The sequence below is a fragment of the Paenibacillus sp. SORGH_AS_0306 genome (assembly GCF_030819345.1).
GTDB classification, from domain to species: Bacteria; Bacillota; Bacilli; order Paenibacillales; family Paenibacillaceae; genus Saccharibacillus; species Saccharibacillus kyungheensis.
This window is the reverse complement of record NZ_JAUTBP010000001.1, coordinates 3,106,536-3,120,290: the sequence shown is the minus strand read 5'-3', so window position 1 is coordinate 3,120,290 and position 13,755 is coordinate 3,106,536. Positions and strand designations below refer to the sequence as shown.

Genomic DNA, 13,755 nt, shown 5'->3' with positions numbered 1-13,755 from the left:
GAGGAGCTCTGAATGAAAGAGATTTGGTATCGTTTTAGCAAAAACAAACTCGCCATGATGGGCCTCCTATGTATTAGTTTTTTTGTACTGATCGCATGTGGTGCAGGCTGGGTAGCTCCATTCGATCCGTATGCACTGGGAAGCGAAATGTTAGGCAAGCCTAGTATTCATCACTGGCTAGGTACAGATCAGTTAGGACGCGATATTCTTTCTCGCATTATTTATGGAGCAAGGATATCATTGCGAGTAGGTGTTATTGCTGTAGGGGTTGCTTTGCTTATCGGAGCAACGATGGGAATTCTTGCAGGTTATTTTGGCAAATGGGTCGATGCTATCATTTCACGTATCACTGATGTTCTATTTTCGATTCCTGATATTTTGTTAGCTTTATCCATTATGGCGATTCTAGGTGCAAGTATAACAAACCTGATGATCGCTATCGGTATTGTCTATACACCGATATTTGCACGTATTGCTCGTAGCGCTGTATTGTCGATTAAAAGCTCTCTTTATATCGAAGCCGCTCGTTCAATCGGTGTAGGACATATTCGAATCATGCTCAAGCATGTATTGCCTAATATTATGGCTCCACTTATTGTACAGATTACTTTATCTTTTGCATTCGCTATTCTAGCAGAAGCAGCACTTAGCTTTCTAGGACTGGGTGCAGAGCCAGATACCCCATCATGGGGAACGATGCTGAATGAAGGCAAAGACTGGATGGAATCTGCTTGGTGGATTGCTGTATTCCCGGGTCTGGCGATTACGATAGCTGTATTAAGCTTTAATATTTTGGGAGATGGTCTACGAGATGTTCTTGATCCCAAATCCAATAAACATTAAATCATCTTAGAAGAAAGGAGTGGTGTGTGATGCCTATCTTTTATCCGACAGATCGACCTTTAGCTGATTTTAAATGTAATACCTTTGCTATTATTGCCCGTTGTCCCCAAACAAAGCGGTTTGGTGCGGCGGCGGCTTCTAAATTTCCCGGTGTCGGCGCATTTTCTCCTTGTGTTGATCCTGAATATGGTGTGGTAGCTACGCAAGGGTGGATGAATCCAGCACTTGGACCTCGTGGTATTGAATTGCTACGACAGGGGCTTACCGCTAATAAAGTGTTAGATGATCTACTCATGGAAGATCCAGGCCGGGATTTGAGACAGGTTGCTGTGATGGATCGGTTTGGTCATTGTGCTGCTTTTACAGGTAGTGAGAATGATGATGTCAAAGGGCACTTGATCGGTGATCAATTTTGTTTATCTGGCAATCTGCTTGCAAATGAAGATGTTTTGCCTGCTATGAAGCAAGCTTTTGAACAAAGTACAGATATTGAACTAGCAGAGCGTCTACTTGCTGCTCTCAAAGCAGGTTCAGATGCTGGTGGAGATCGTCGTGGCAAGCAAGCATCCGTGCTCAAAGTAGCGGCTACGCCTGGTTTTCCTTATGTCGATTTTCGTGTAGATGATCATCCTGAGCCTATTCTTGAATTAGAAAGAATTTATTACAGCAATCGGTCAGTACTAATTGAACAATACTACGACTGGGTGGACACCGTTATGAAAGGCATTCCACTCGAAAAGAAAGGTTGAGTCGATGAGTTATTTTCCAGAACATGATCCTTCTTTTACTACACCATCTCTTTTGAACACATCCTCTATCCTGATTACCAATGCAACTCTGTTAACGATGGAGGGAACAACGATAAATGAAGGTTGGATTCATATCGTAGATGATAAAATTGCAGGCTTAGGCGATACAACTGAATGGGAATGGTACAAACAACAAGTGAGCAATGTATCCAATACTCGAATTATTGATGCACACCATCGCTTAGTCTCGCCCGGGTTGATCGATCCTCATACTCATATCGGTATAGATGAACAAGGTATCGGGTGGGAAGGTGCAGATTATAATGAGACATCTGAAGCGGTGACTCCTCATCTGCGCGCCTTAGATGGAATCAATCCTTATGATGATGGGTTTATTGATGCCGCTAGAACAGGGGTGACTACCGTTCAAGTGTTACCGGGTAGTGCTAATGTGATTGGAGGTTTAATGTGTTGTCTCAAAGTACTTCCAGGCTCAACCGTAGAGCAGATGTTAGTACTACATCCGTCCGGTCTTAAAATGGCATTAGGCGAAAACCCTAAAAAATATCATGGCGTAGCGAGTGGACGAGCCCCATTGACTCGTATGGGGATAGCTGGTATTATTCGTGAACAATTAGTACAGGCTCAACATTACTTAGCAGAGCGGCAATCGATAGAGACAGAACAATCGATACCAACATTGCCACGTAATTTACGCATGGAAGCTTTAGCGCTTGCATTAGAAAAGAAAATCCCTGTTCGCTTTCATGCACATCGTGCCGATGATATCGCTACAGCACTGCGATTAGGAGATGAATTTGAATTAGATCTTACGATTGAACATACAACGGATGGGATCAAAATCGCCAAAGAATTAGCAACATCTGGTCGCTATTGCAGTATAGGGCCTACGTTATCTGCACGTAGTAAAGTAGAATTGCGTAACCTTTCGTGGGAAACGTATCCTGCTTTGTACCAAGCTGGAGTGCCAATATCGATCACAACTGATCATCCTGTATTACCTATTCAATATTTGCCAACGTCAGCCAAAATGGCTATTCAAGCAGGATTACCACTAGATGCGGCATGGGAAGCGTTGACGATTCAAGCTGCTCGTCATTTGCATCTAGCAGATTCTACAGGTTCATTACAAGTAGGCAAAGATGCAGATGTTGTGATCTGGAATACGCATCCATTAACCGATTCCGGCGAAGTGGCATTCACAATTGCAGGTGGACAGATTACATTTGAACAGTCTGGATCACCCGTATAGATACACAACAATTACTTGTAATCTATAGCACAAAATGAACTTAAAGGAGGCGTAACCGATGGAGCATCCACCGATTCATTCTCTGATGCGCTTCATGAAGACGATTATGTCTCCTGTTCATGAAGAACAGATGCTTCAACTGATTCTGCAGACAGCGATAGATAGTATTCCAGCCGCAGGGGCAGGATTTTTATTTTTGCATGATCCGTTAATTAATAAGTTGATTATTCAAGCTACGGTCGGCTATCTTCCGGCAGTGATGACGATGACTCGATTGTCTTCAGGTGAAGGGATATCAGGCAAAGTTTTTGCAGAACGTATGCCTATTCGAATCAACAATCCTTCTGAACTACAAAGCGCTATGGATAATATGAGCGCTTTTAATTACAAATATTATGTAGAATCATCTACTCAAGGGGAAACTCCTTGCTGTTGCATTTCAGTACCTTTATTATCTGATAATCGTTGTATAGGAGTAATAACGCTTGATAATTTTACTGATTCACAAGCTTTGACCGAACATGATCTTCAAACGTTACAAATCTATTGTGATCTGGCAACGATAGCGATTGAACATCATCGTTTATTTCGACAGGTGCAAGAGCAGAATCATGAATTATTTTTGACTCACGATGCTTTACGTCAAGAACATGAACGTTTGCAAATTACAATGGATTTTCATAATCAGATTAACAACTTAGCGGCCAAAGGATATGGAACGCCTGAAATTTTGTCTGCTTTATATCGCAATGTCAAAATGCCTATCGCTGTATTTGATCTATTACTCACACCGATTGATTATTTACCTGCTGAAGTGACCCCTCATTTACCCGATCAATTTCTGCAACATCCTGCGATGCAGTGGGTACAACGTAGCAAAAAGTGGCAACGAATTGTACTGGAAGAAGATAATTCTCAATCTATTATTGTTACTCCGATTGTTGGCACTGATCGGTTGCTCGGTTATTTGTGTGCATGGACAGGAAGTCAGGAAGTTATGAGTACCAATAAAATGATTTTTGAATACAGCGCTACTGTGCTTGCGCTAGATTGGGTGAAAAAAGAAGCCGTTCAACAATCTCAAATGCGTGCCAAAGATGTTTTTTTCGAAAGTATTCTATCGGGTGAAATGAATATGTCTTTACAAGAACAAGCTCGTGTACTTGGATTTGAACAGGAAGATCATTATGCAGTGATGTTAATGCAACCCCTGTCAGTGACTGCGCGACATTCGTTTGAATCTATTATGAGTCAGCTACATATCCATTATCTATTGGTTGAACGGCATCATCATACGATTATTATTGTTAATATTGCAGGACATCTAAATAAAGAAGAACGTCAATCCCAATTTCAATTATTGTTACGAGAGCTCCGCCGAGATCGTCAATTGTCATCGGGTATCGGTAGAATGTATCAAGGGTTAGATAAAGTGAGTCGGTCTTACAAAGATGCAGAACAATGTATGCAATTATTGCTCAAAGAAGGCAATCAACAGCGATTGATTTATTTTGGCGATCTAGGTGTGATTCGCTTTTTTATGCAACAATCGCGTGAAGAGTTAGAAGAGTATTTGAATGATGTATTAGAACCAATTATTCAATATGATCAGCAAAAAAAAGCCAATCTAATGATCACGCTAGTCTCATTTGTAAAATATGATCGTAATCTTAAAAATACTACTCAATCGTTAAATATTCATCATAATACGCTGTATTATCGTCTTGGACGGATTCAAGAATTATTAGGTTATTCTTTTGATCATGGAGATGAGTGGTTTAACGTACGAATGGCATGTCAGATTTACTTATATTTGTATGAAGAATAACCGCAATACAGAAAAAAATATAAAATAAACACGAAACTTTATCATACCAGAGATAAAGTTTTTTTGATTTGTTAACGCAGTGTAAAATTTTCGAAAAAAGCTAATACATAATACGACAAAATTCGATAATATTATTAGGTCTTATTTACTAATATTTTTATACAAGAATATACCGGAGGCAGATACACCATGACAGTCAGAACACGATTAATTACCACCATCAGTTTATTGATTTTTACTATTTTAGGGAGCGGGATATTATCTTATGTCACCATCTCTAATACGATTGAACAGAGTGCTCTATTGCAATCGAAAATGGAAATGCAAAAAAATATGAAACAAATCGATTTTAGATTAGCAGGACTTTCAAATGATGAACGTGGTTACTTACTTACAGGTGAACAAGAATACGTACCTGAGATGCAGAAAAAGATCACTGAAATTAATAATATATTACAGTTGTTACAACAATCATCCGCAGGTGCACCTTATAAAACGTCTTTGCAAAACATCAGTACCACTTTTGCTAAAGTCGTAGATTTAAATGCCAATGTTGTCAAATTACAAAGCGAAAATCCTACCGCTGCTAGTCAATATCATTTCGGCGAAGAACGTACACTACGCAAAACAGCATTAACACCAGTAGTCAATGATGTGATTACCAAACTGGATCAAGAAGTAGCTCAATTACAAGCGCAAAACGAAAAACAAGCACATATCAGTAAAGTCGTTATTGTCGTTGTCATTATCGTTTCGTCTGTAATAGGCGTTATTCTAGGTATTCTTTTATTACGTGCTATTCTCAAACCGTTGCATCTATTAAATCGTCAAATGTTAGAGATTGCTCAAGGTGAAGCAGACTTGACTCAAACGATTGATTTGAAGCAAAAAGATGAATTTGGTACATTGGCTTCTAGTTTTAATCTTTTTGTAGCTACATTACATTCGATTGTTAGCCAGATCGGGGTATCATCTGATATGGTTGCAGCTTCAGCAGAAGAGTTTTCAGCCAGTGCAGAGCAATCCAAGTCTACCTCTCAACAGGTTGCTGAATCGATGCAAGTGATTGCAGATCAGACAGGTGGACAAGCCAAACAACTAGGGTATCAATCTACATCTTTACAAAATTCATTCCACAAATTGTCTGAAATTTCAGATAATACAGCTCAGATGGTGAACTTCTCTCAATTGATGAAACAGCAGTCTGAAAAAGGAACAGAGTCTATAGAACGTGTAGGCGAGCAAATGACGTCTATCCAAAGTTCAGTGTCTCGTGCAGATCAAAGTGTTAGCGTACTGGCAGGACATGCGACTAAGATAGATACAGTTACTACCCTAATCAATGAAATTTCTTCTCAAACGAACTTGCTTGCTTTAAATGCTTCTATAGAAGCAGCTCGTTCTGGAGAACATGGACGTGGATTCGCAGTCGTTGCAGAAGAAGTTAGAAAATTAGCAGAACAATCAGCTAATGCAGGTAAACAAATCAAAGAACTGGTCAGTCATATTCAGTTAGAAACTCAATCTACGATGTCAGCTATTCAAACTGTTCAAACAGATGTAGCAACAGGTAATCAAATGACCAAAGCAACAGTACAGCAATTCCATGATATTTTACGTGCTGTTGAAGAAATTTCTACCAAAACTGAAAGTATTGCTTCCAATGCTTCACATGTTAACGATTCGTTTGCAAACTCTGCCGATTCTATGCAAACGATGACTAAAGGCACGCAAGAAATATCAGATAGCACACAGGAAATTGCAGCGGCAACCGAACAGCAATTAGCTTCTAGTGAAGAAGTTTTACATTCTGCTGTCGCTTTAACAAGCCTTGCCGAAGATTTACAAGCATTAGTAAGTCGCTTCAAAATATAATCTATTTCTGACAACCTGATGATCACTTATTCTGTGCATAAACCAACAGAATAGATGACCGTCAGGTTGTTTTTGATTACAATGAGCAGTAGCTACATGTCTACAACAATCGTTCAAGGAGGTTATATTATGCTAAAAGAACGTATTGATTATTTGTGCAAAAAAAAGGAGATTACTCGTAAAGACCTGGTGGAAGGATTAGTCACTCAAGCTCATTTTGCCAATATTTTAGCAGAACGTTATCCACTACCAGAAGATTTGGCAGAGCAGATTGCTGAACGTCTGGGTGTGAGTAAGGTGTATTTGGAACGGGCAGCAGCTGATGATCTGGAGACATTACAACGTGCTGAACAGATTTTTGAACGATTATCGATGCAAGCTTCTAGTATTCCTGAGCAAGAAGTAAATGATCTGCCTGATCGTGATAATACTTTAACGATAGAATTAACAACGGCTTTGATGAAAGCGACCTATTTTCAACAATTGAATGATCATGATGCGTACGACTATTTGCATCAATCGTATTTGAATTTTTATCTGGATAAGTTTGGACGACCGGACGATATTCTGTTGCCTATTCCATTACTCAAAGCGTTGTTATTTTATAAAATTCAACATTTCCGCTCCAAGCATCAATATTACGATGTTCTGCATCAAGTAGAACGCTGGATTGCATTGCTTCAGACCGGTAGTGAAACATGGCTTACAGCGCAACATATTCGGATGGAAGCATATGTACATACCAAGCAGTTTGAAGAAGCGAAAAAAATCTTTGAACAAATTATGAAGCAAGTGTATGAACAGCGATGGTTTCACCGATTATCCGGTCTGTATATCATCTATAGTGGTTACTGTTTTTCGATGAAATTTATACAAGAATCGCTAACTGCTCTCTCTATGGCAGAAGCTCATCTCGTCTATGCAGAACATCAAAGTGATATGTTAAGTATGATTATGAATAATCGGATTATGATGTTAACCATGACAGAGCAACTAGAACAGGCAGAAGCAGAGATTCTACGATTTGAAGCGATGGTGGATCATCAGTCTGAAGAAACAAAGCAAAATATGTGGCCTGTGTTACTTATTTATCGTTGTGAGATAGCACTTGCGACCAAAGATTGGGCATCCGTAATAAATCATATCGAACAATTGAATACGCTCACTCTTCATCAGGATCAGCAGATGGCTGTTACATTTTATGAAAGTCAGATAGCTTTGTCTCAAGGACAGTCGGAACTGTTTATTGAAAAAGCTTTGGTGTGTTTGCCTTACTTTGAATCAATCCATCAATCTACCCGACTCAGTATATTATATGAAGCTTTAGCAGTTGTATCAGAAGATCAGCGACGATACAAAGAAGCTGCTCAGTATTATCGAAAATTAGTCTATTTGTTACGTACTTATTAATATTGTTGGCTCATATATCTATATTATTTAGATAAAAGTATTGATTAATTTACAAATATCTAGGTGTGAAAAAGAATTAAAGCAAAGATTTGTACGTATTGTTTGCGAATATTTACTGAAACGAACCCTATTTTGATAGAAAAGCTAGATTAAGCAGACGATTTGTCTGCTTTTTTTGTATGTGCCTGTATCTATTGTTGTGTACCAAAAGCATTTATATAATAAAAGCAGAACCACAATATACCTGAACAGAAGGAGCATACACTTATGGGATTTTTTAAACGAAATAAAAAAGAGCAAGATCATATGGAGCAAGCAGATCAAGCTATGAACAAAGGATTAAGCGGATTAATTATGAAAAGTATAGTTCCTAAAGAACAGCGAGATCAGATAAATGCTAGCCTAGAGATGGCACGCCAAGCCCAATCCTCTGCAAGTGGACAAATTCCGATCACTGCTACTGCACAGGTTATCTCTGTAAAAGATACAGGCAAGTTAGTAAATTTTGATCCTATTATTATTCTGGTCTTAGATGTGACTGAGAACAATGGAACCCGATATCAGAAAACATTAGAAACAATGGTATCTAAAATGCATATTCCACGTCCGGGTGATCATATAGGATTAGGCATTCATCCATCTTCACCTGCTAATTTTATTTATATGGGAATCATATCTTCTTCATAATTAACAACCAAACAAACAACCATTTGAACAAATAAGGAGCCATAATAATGAAAAAAATTCTGCTAACAATAGGTATACTATGTATAGCACTTGTATGGGGACTACCGATGTACTTGAATATAACAGGGGGCGATGTGCTAGAATTCATAGATCAACCGTGGTATCATCCTTTGCTTTATATTGGAATTGCGCTTATTTTTATACCCACGATTCTTTCTACAGTATTCAGTCTCAAAACTGTCAAATCTGGCAAGTCCGCAGTTGGTCTTATTGAGTCTATTCAACAAACAGGTACTTATATCAATGAGCAACCGCAAATTCAGTGTAAAGTGATTGTGACCTGTCAGGGTGAAGATTCATATCCTGCTGAATTGCGAGCTGTAGTGCCGCTTACATCGTTGGCTCAATTTCAACCAGGTGCACTGATTCCGTTACTCGTTTCTCCTAAAGATCCATCTAAAGTAGGAATCGATTGGAAAGGGCAGGTCTCGCAAGCAGAAGCACAGCAATTATTAAATGAGCAAATGATCAAACAAGGCGTATCACCAGAAATGATGAATATCGCTACACAGGGTCAACAAGCGTACGCTAAAATAATCGATGTTGTACCTTTAGGAGATATCGATGCACATAAAATAAGTCTTCAACTTACACTTAGTATAACTCAACCATCGGGAGAGACATTAACTGTAAATGTGCAAAAAGAAATTTTTAAAAGCAGTTTAGCTCAAGTTCAACAAGGACAGATTATTCGTGTTATCTATTTGCCTGAAGATCCATCTCAATTAGTGCTATCACTACAATCGGAGTCTGCTGATCTACAACATATATTTGGAGCTACGCGATGAGAGGTAGAAGAGATGTAGATCATTTTGATCCTTATACTATAGTTATACACAAAAAGCACATCCTATATGAGATAGGCATGTGCTTTTTGGTATGAAAAGCTTATTCTGAATAAATATTAGGAACTTTTACATCGGGTTCTACATCAGCTTCATAATCAACATGATCGGTCTCAAAACCGAACAATTGGAAAAATTCACGACGATATCCTTCCAGATCAGTCAATTCATAAATATTTTCTGATGTTAAGTTATCCCAGATTTCAGCAACTTCGGCTTGCACGTCTTCGCGCAACTCCCAGTCATCAATACGAATCCGATTTTTTTCATCGACAGGAGCAGGGCCTTCTGTATACAAGCGATCTGCAAATAGACGATACATTTGCTCGATACAACCTTCATGAATACCTTTTTCTTTCATGACTTTGTACAATGCTGAGATATAAAGAGGAACAACAGGAATCGCCGAACTGGATTGAGTCACTAATCCTTTACTTACAGAGACAAAAGCACGTCCGCCTGTTGCACTCAATTGATCATTCATTTGTTGAGCAGTACGTTCTAGATCATCTTTCGCTTGACCGATCGAACCTTGACGATAGATCGCTTGTGTAATTTCAGAACCGATATAAGAGTAAGCCACTGTGGTTACATCTTCAGTTAATACACCTGCTTCGTGTAATTGATCCATCCACAATTTCCAATCTTCACCGCCCATAACTTTGACCGTATCTTGTACTTCTTGTTCAGAAGCAGGTTCGATCGTGATTGGAGTCACTTCGCCATTATGGAAGTTAACCGTTTTGTTTGTATATTCAGCGCCGATAGGTTTAAGAACAGAACTGAATGTTTCACCTGTTGCTGGGTCTGTGCGACGTGGAGCCGCTACACTATAGATGACAGTGTCGACTTGACCGAATTCTTTGCGAATCGCTTCAATCGTTTTGGCTTTGATTTCATTGGTAAATGCATCGCCAATCACACTGCAAGATTTGAGACCTGCTTTTTGAGCTTCTTGTTCAAAAGCTGCCGAGTTATACCAACCAGCAGAAGCAGTACGTCCTTTGACAGAACCACCATCACGATAAACACCAATCGTATTAGCGCCTGCACCGAATGCTGCTACAATGCGAGAAGCCAATCCGTATCCAGTAGAAGCACCGATCACAAGTACATTGCGTGGTCCGCTAATTTTAGGTTGAGATTGTACATATTCAATTTGTTCTTGAACTTGACGTGCACAGCCGACAGGGTGAGCTGTCGTGCAAATAAAACCACGTGTTCTAGGTTTAATAATCATAGAGAGGGTTCCTCGCTTTCACTTTTTACATCATCTTTCGTATTGTAGCATTTTTTGCGAATGAGTACACCGTATCACCAACTAAAGCTTCGATTAAGAAGAGATAGAAGCGTTATTGGAAAGTAAAAATAGTACGAAAATAGTAGGAAAGAGCTGTTTAAAATTTAGATAGGTTGGTTAATAAATAATATCGAAGAATAATTGCACAAAATATAATAAAATATTTTTAAATAGTATTGCAATATTCTTTAATTAATGTTATTATTAATTCATAAGGTTACTAAGAGAAAATTAGTTACCAAAAAACAGCTAACATCCCAAAGGAGAAATTAATCATGAATACCAAATTTCAAAAAGTTTTATTGTCAACTACTTTAGCACTAGGTCTTGGAGCAGTAGCAGTTGTAGCACCAATCGGAGCTAACCAAGTATCTGCAGCTTCTAACGATCAAAGCAACCACGAGAAAAACAAAGACAAAGCAGAACAACGTGCTAACAACCAAGCTTATGTAGATTCTGTAAGTGCACAAATCAACTCTATGTTCGGAACTGCTAACGAAACAACTGAACCTACTACACCAACAGACAACACAACTACTGAGCCTACAAAAACAACTGAGCCAGTAACAAACAACAAAATCACTGTAGTTCTTCCACAAGGTGCTAGCCTTACTGAAATCGCTGCTCAATATGGTGTAACTGTAGACGAATTGGTTGCTGCCAACAACCTTCTACCTGCTGGATACCAATTGACTATTCCTCAAAAATAAGAATTTAGACATTCTCGATCAACTGCCATCTGATCGGCCTAAATATTATCTACCCTTAAGTATCTGCCAAATGCTTATGGAGTAGTTTATATATAAAAAAGCTAACGTTCCCCCGAGCGTTGGCTTTTTTTGTTTGGTTTGGCAGAAGGATAATACACACCATTGTTATAAAGTTCATTGTGTCATAAAACCTGTTCACTTTTAATAATTAAAGAAAGCGAGGAGAGATTATGATTCATATACATAAAAGTAGAGGAAGAATCCAGATTCAAATGGATGTTTATTATATGGGTACAGACGATATCGTGATATTGATCAGTGGAGGAGATCGTCCTCATATAGGAACTATTACCGCAGGCACTCCGAACCAACCACTGCAAACGATCCAATTTCAGCAACATCAAGAATTTTATTTTACAGAAGAAATCGCTATCCATTTACGTAAACAATGGCGTGGGAATTTTGTAATCTGTGGAGGAGTTCATATTGATCAGATCAGTGGGGAAGAAATTAATCAAGTGATCGAAATGGTAGTAGAGATGGGAAGTGAATTAATACTTCATTTGCAGGAGAGTCAATCTATAGAATCATAGTCAAAGCCAGAAGATTCACTATTTAACTAATTTGCGCAGATCACTAAAGAGTAGATGTATATAGAAAAGAACGAGATCATAAGTCAACGAATACTCTATCTATCGTTAACACTATTCTCTCGTTCTTTTGCAACATAAATTGATTATAGATTATTTAGTTAATGAAGAAGTTGTTAAAGGCACAAATAATTTGGAATCATTATCAGCATCTTTAATGTCAACATAAATAGCTTTGGTATTAGCAATATCTACGTCAGTACTAACCATGCCATTGTCAGGATTAACAGATAACGTTTTGAGTGTTGTATTATCCTGATTCGTAATCACAATTTTTTGGTTACCACTAAGTGCTGCTAGTTCTAGATGTAGTTTGGAATATTTATTTTCAGTCATAATCTGAAAGCTTTTACTCTGGTTATTTTCGCCTGTATATAGGAAAACGTCTTTGTAATCTTTATCTTTGTAAACGGTATTGCTTGGATCTTTAGTATGCCAGTCTGAGGAACCTAACACTTTGGTGCCTAATGTACTTAAAGATTGTGAGCTTGTTTCTACAGGAGTTGTAGGCGATCCTGTGTTACCTGAACCTCCGATAATAACAGAAGAAGAAGCACTGTCATACGTAATAGAAGTTCCCATTAGAGTGCCGACTGCACGTACAGGTAAGTAAGTTGTACCGTTATAAGTAATAGGGAGAACAGCTTTGCCATTTGCATCTTTAGCAGTTACTGTTGCACCGTTCATTTTTAGAGAAATTGTACTGTTCAAATAAGCTTTGATAGGTTCTAATCCTGTCGCTGCTAGAGCACCTGTCCCTATTCCAAATGTCAATGTAGCTGCTAGAATTCCCAAACCAACCTTTTTGTTCATTAAATATCCCTCCTGAGTAATAAAGTAGCAATCACTATTATAAATAAACGATTAACAACCGATTGTCAAGTTTCTAAAGGCTACTTTATCAGTATGATTGGATAGTTGTGATATGACTACTTGGATATAAAAAAACAGTACAAAGTCAATAAACTTTGTACTGTCTGCTATAGTTAATGCTATATATTAGGAATGATCAGCAGGATTTTTTTCTTTCAATCCTTGACCAAGTCCTTTCATAAATCGCATACCGAATCGGAGCGCTCGATTGATATCAGGATCTTTCAAAGCTTTCATCAGCGAAAATACACCTATTTTTGTATTATCGTCTTTGCCTGCTTCTTCTAATCCTTTGGTAACACTGTTCATTAACTGGGTAGTCTGCGCAGGATCAACCGCAGTTAATGCACCCGCTGCCGCCATCCCATTGTTAATTAGATTAGTGATTTCTTTACGTGATACTTGCCCGAGTGCAATCTCTGCAATATGTGCTTTTGCTTTGAGCATAGATTCCGCCGCTTCCAAAATCCCGCTATCATTCAACTCCCGCAAAATCGACATCGAACGTGCCAGAGCCGCATTAGATTCAGCTAATTCCTTTTTCAATTCATCAATCGTCTGTTGCTGTTGTTCCTCTTCCGTCAGCACCCGCTTCCGAATCGTAGTAATCGGAGTCGCCATATATTCATTCTCCTTTCTCCCACTCAAAACA

General features: G+C 38.6%; 13 protein-coding genes. 10 read left to right on the top strand and 3 right to left on the bottom strand.

Annotated elements, in window-relative coordinates:
* The first annotated feature begins 12 nt into the window (after nt 1-12).
* From QE450_RS13505 to QE450_RS13470, 8 genes are all read left to right on the top strand, one after another.
* Nucleotides 13-843, top strand: coding sequence for an ABC transporter permease (locus QE450_RS13505; protein ID WP_307299745.1), 831 nt, complete (start codon nt 13-15; stop codon nt 841-843).
* A gap of 29 nt (nt 844-872) precedes the next feature.
* Nucleotides 873-1,592 (top strand): DUF1028 domain-containing protein, encoded by a 720-nt coding sequence (locus QE450_RS13500; protein WP_301262777.1) that lies wholly within the window; start codon nt 873-875, stop codon nt 1,590-1,592.
* Nucleotides 1,593-1,596: 4 nt separating this feature from the next.
* Complete coding sequence (locus QE450_RS13495; protein ID WP_307299744.1) at nt 1,597-2,865, top strand: amidohydrolase; 1,269 nt, start codon at nt 1,597-1,599, stop codon at nt 2,863-2,865.
* A 58-nt stretch (nt 2,866-2,923) separates the two neighbouring features.
* Nucleotides 2,924-4,693 carry a helix-turn-helix domain-containing protein gene (locus tag QE450_RS13490; RefSeq protein ID WP_307299743.1) on the top strand — a complete coding sequence of 590 codons (1,770 nt, stop codon included), beginning with the start codon at nt 2,924-2,926 and terminating at the stop codon, nt 4,691-4,693.
* 189 nt (nt 4,694-4,882) lie between these two features.
* The gene (locus QE450_RS13485) at nt 4,883-6,568 is read left to right on the top strand and encodes a methyl-accepting chemotaxis protein (protein ID WP_307299742.1); all 1,686 of its coding nucleotides are present in this window, start codon (nt 4,883-4,885) and stop codon (nt 6,566-6,568) included.
* 129 nt (nt 6,569-6,697) lie between these two features.
* On the top strand, nt 6,698-7,978 hold the full coding sequence (locus tag QE450_RS13480) for a helix-turn-helix domain-containing protein (protein WP_307299741.1): 1,281 nt from the start codon (nt 6,698-6,700) through the stop codon (nt 7,976-7,978).
* 267 nt (nt 7,979-8,245) lie between these two features.
* A complete protein-coding gene (locus QE450_RS13475) occupies nt 8,246-8,665 on the top strand; it encodes an integrin alpha (RefSeq protein ID WP_301262782.1) in 420 nt (139 codons plus the stop codon).
* Between the two features lie 47 nt (nt 8,666-8,712).
* Nucleotides 8,713-9,513 carry a hypothetical protein gene (locus QE450_RS13470; RefSeq protein ID WP_307299740.1) on the top strand — a complete coding sequence of 267 codons (801 nt, stop codon included), beginning with the start codon at nt 8,713-8,715 and terminating at the stop codon, nt 9,511-9,513.
* A gap of 100 nt (nt 9,514-9,613) precedes the next feature.
* On the opposite strand, the gene fabV is transcribed toward QE450_RS13470, so the two are convergent.
* Nucleotides 9,614-10,810, bottom strand: coding sequence for an enoyl-ACP reductase FabV (gene fabV, locus QE450_RS13465; RefSeq protein WP_274172126.1), 1,197 nt, complete (start codon nt 10,808-10,810; stop codon nt 9,614-9,616).
* Nucleotides 10,811-11,145: 335 nt separating this feature from the next.
* On the opposite strand from fabV, the gene QE450_RS13460 reads away from it, so the two are divergent.
* Both QE450_RS13460 and lpdD read left to right on the top strand, forming a co-directional pair.
* Nucleotides 11,146-11,580, top strand: a complete 435-nt coding sequence (locus tag QE450_RS13460) for a LysM peptidoglycan-binding domain-containing protein (protein WP_204823093.1) — start codon at nt 11,146-11,148, stop codon at nt 11,578-11,580.
* A gap of 230 nt (nt 11,581-11,810) precedes the next feature.
* Complete coding sequence (lpdD, locus tag QE450_RS13455; protein ID WP_307299739.1) at nt 11,811-12,173, top strand: prenylated flavin chaperone LpdD; 363 nt, start codon at nt 11,811-11,813, stop codon at nt 12,171-12,173.
* A 150-nt stretch (nt 12,174-12,323) separates the two neighbouring features.
* Here the strand turns inward: lpdD and QE450_RS13450 are convergent, their stop codons facing one another.
* Together QE450_RS13450 and QE450_RS13445 are read right to left on the bottom strand one after the other, a co-directional pair.
* A complete protein-coding gene (locus QE450_RS13450) occupies nt 12,324-13,043 on the bottom strand; it encodes a stalk domain-containing protein (RefSeq protein ID WP_307299738.1) in 720 nt (239 codons plus the stop codon).
* A 186-nt stretch (nt 13,044-13,229) separates the two neighbouring features.
* A complete protein-coding gene (locus QE450_RS13445; protein ID WP_307299737.1) occupies nt 13,230-13,724 on the bottom strand; it encodes a helical membrane plugin domain-containing protein in 495 nt (164 codons plus the stop codon).
* Between the last annotated feature and the right edge of the window lie 31 nt (nt 13,725-13,755).

Excerpts from the sequence above, each read along its gene's own strand:
- QE450_RS13505 (WP_307299745.1), top strand. The coding sequence starts at position 13 with ATGAAAGAGATTTGGTATCGTTTTAGCAAAAACAAACTCGCCATGATG.
- QE450_RS13500 (WP_301262777.1), top strand. The coding sequence starts at position 873 with ATGCCTATCTTTTATCCGACAGATCGACCTTTAGCTGATTTTAAATGT.
- QE450_RS13495 (WP_307299744.1), top strand. The coding sequence starts at position 1,597 with ATGAGTTATTTTCCAGAACATGATCCTTCTTTTACTACACCATCTCTT.
- QE450_RS13490 (WP_307299743.1), top strand. The coding sequence starts at position 2,924 with ATGGAGCATCCACCGATTCATTCTCTGATGCGCTTCATGAAGACGATT.
- QE450_RS13485 (WP_307299742.1), top strand. The coding sequence starts at position 4,883 with ATGACAGTCAGAACACGATTAATTACCACCATCAGTTTATTGATTTTT.
- QE450_RS13480 (WP_307299741.1), top strand. The coding sequence starts at position 6,698 with ATGCTAAAAGAACGTATTGATTATTTGTGCAAAAAAAAGGAGATTACT.
- QE450_RS13475 (WP_301262782.1), top strand. The coding sequence starts at position 8,246 with ATGGGATTTTTTAAACGAAATAAAAAAGAGCAAGATCATATGGAGCAA.
- QE450_RS13470 (WP_307299740.1), top strand. The coding sequence starts at position 8,713 with ATGAAAAAAATTCTGCTAACAATAGGTATACTATGTATAGCACTTGTA.
- fabV (WP_274172126.1), bottom strand. The coding sequence starts at position 10,810 with ATGATTATTAAACCTAGAACACGTGGTTTTATTTGCACGACAGCTCAC.
- QE450_RS13460 (WP_204823093.1), top strand. The coding sequence starts at position 11,146 with ATGAATACCAAATTTCAAAAAGTTTTATTGTCAACTACTTTAGCACTA.
- lpdD (WP_307299739.1), top strand. The coding sequence starts at position 11,811 with ATGATTCATATACATAAAAGTAGAGGAAGAATCCAGATTCAAATGGAT.
- QE450_RS13450 (WP_307299738.1), bottom strand. The coding sequence starts at position 13,043 with ATGAACAAAAAGGTTGGTTTGGGAATTCTAGCAGCTACATTGACATTT.
- QE450_RS13445 (WP_307299737.1), bottom strand. The coding sequence starts at position 13,724 with ATGGCGACTCCGATTACTACGATTCGGAAGCGGGTGCTGACGGAAGAG.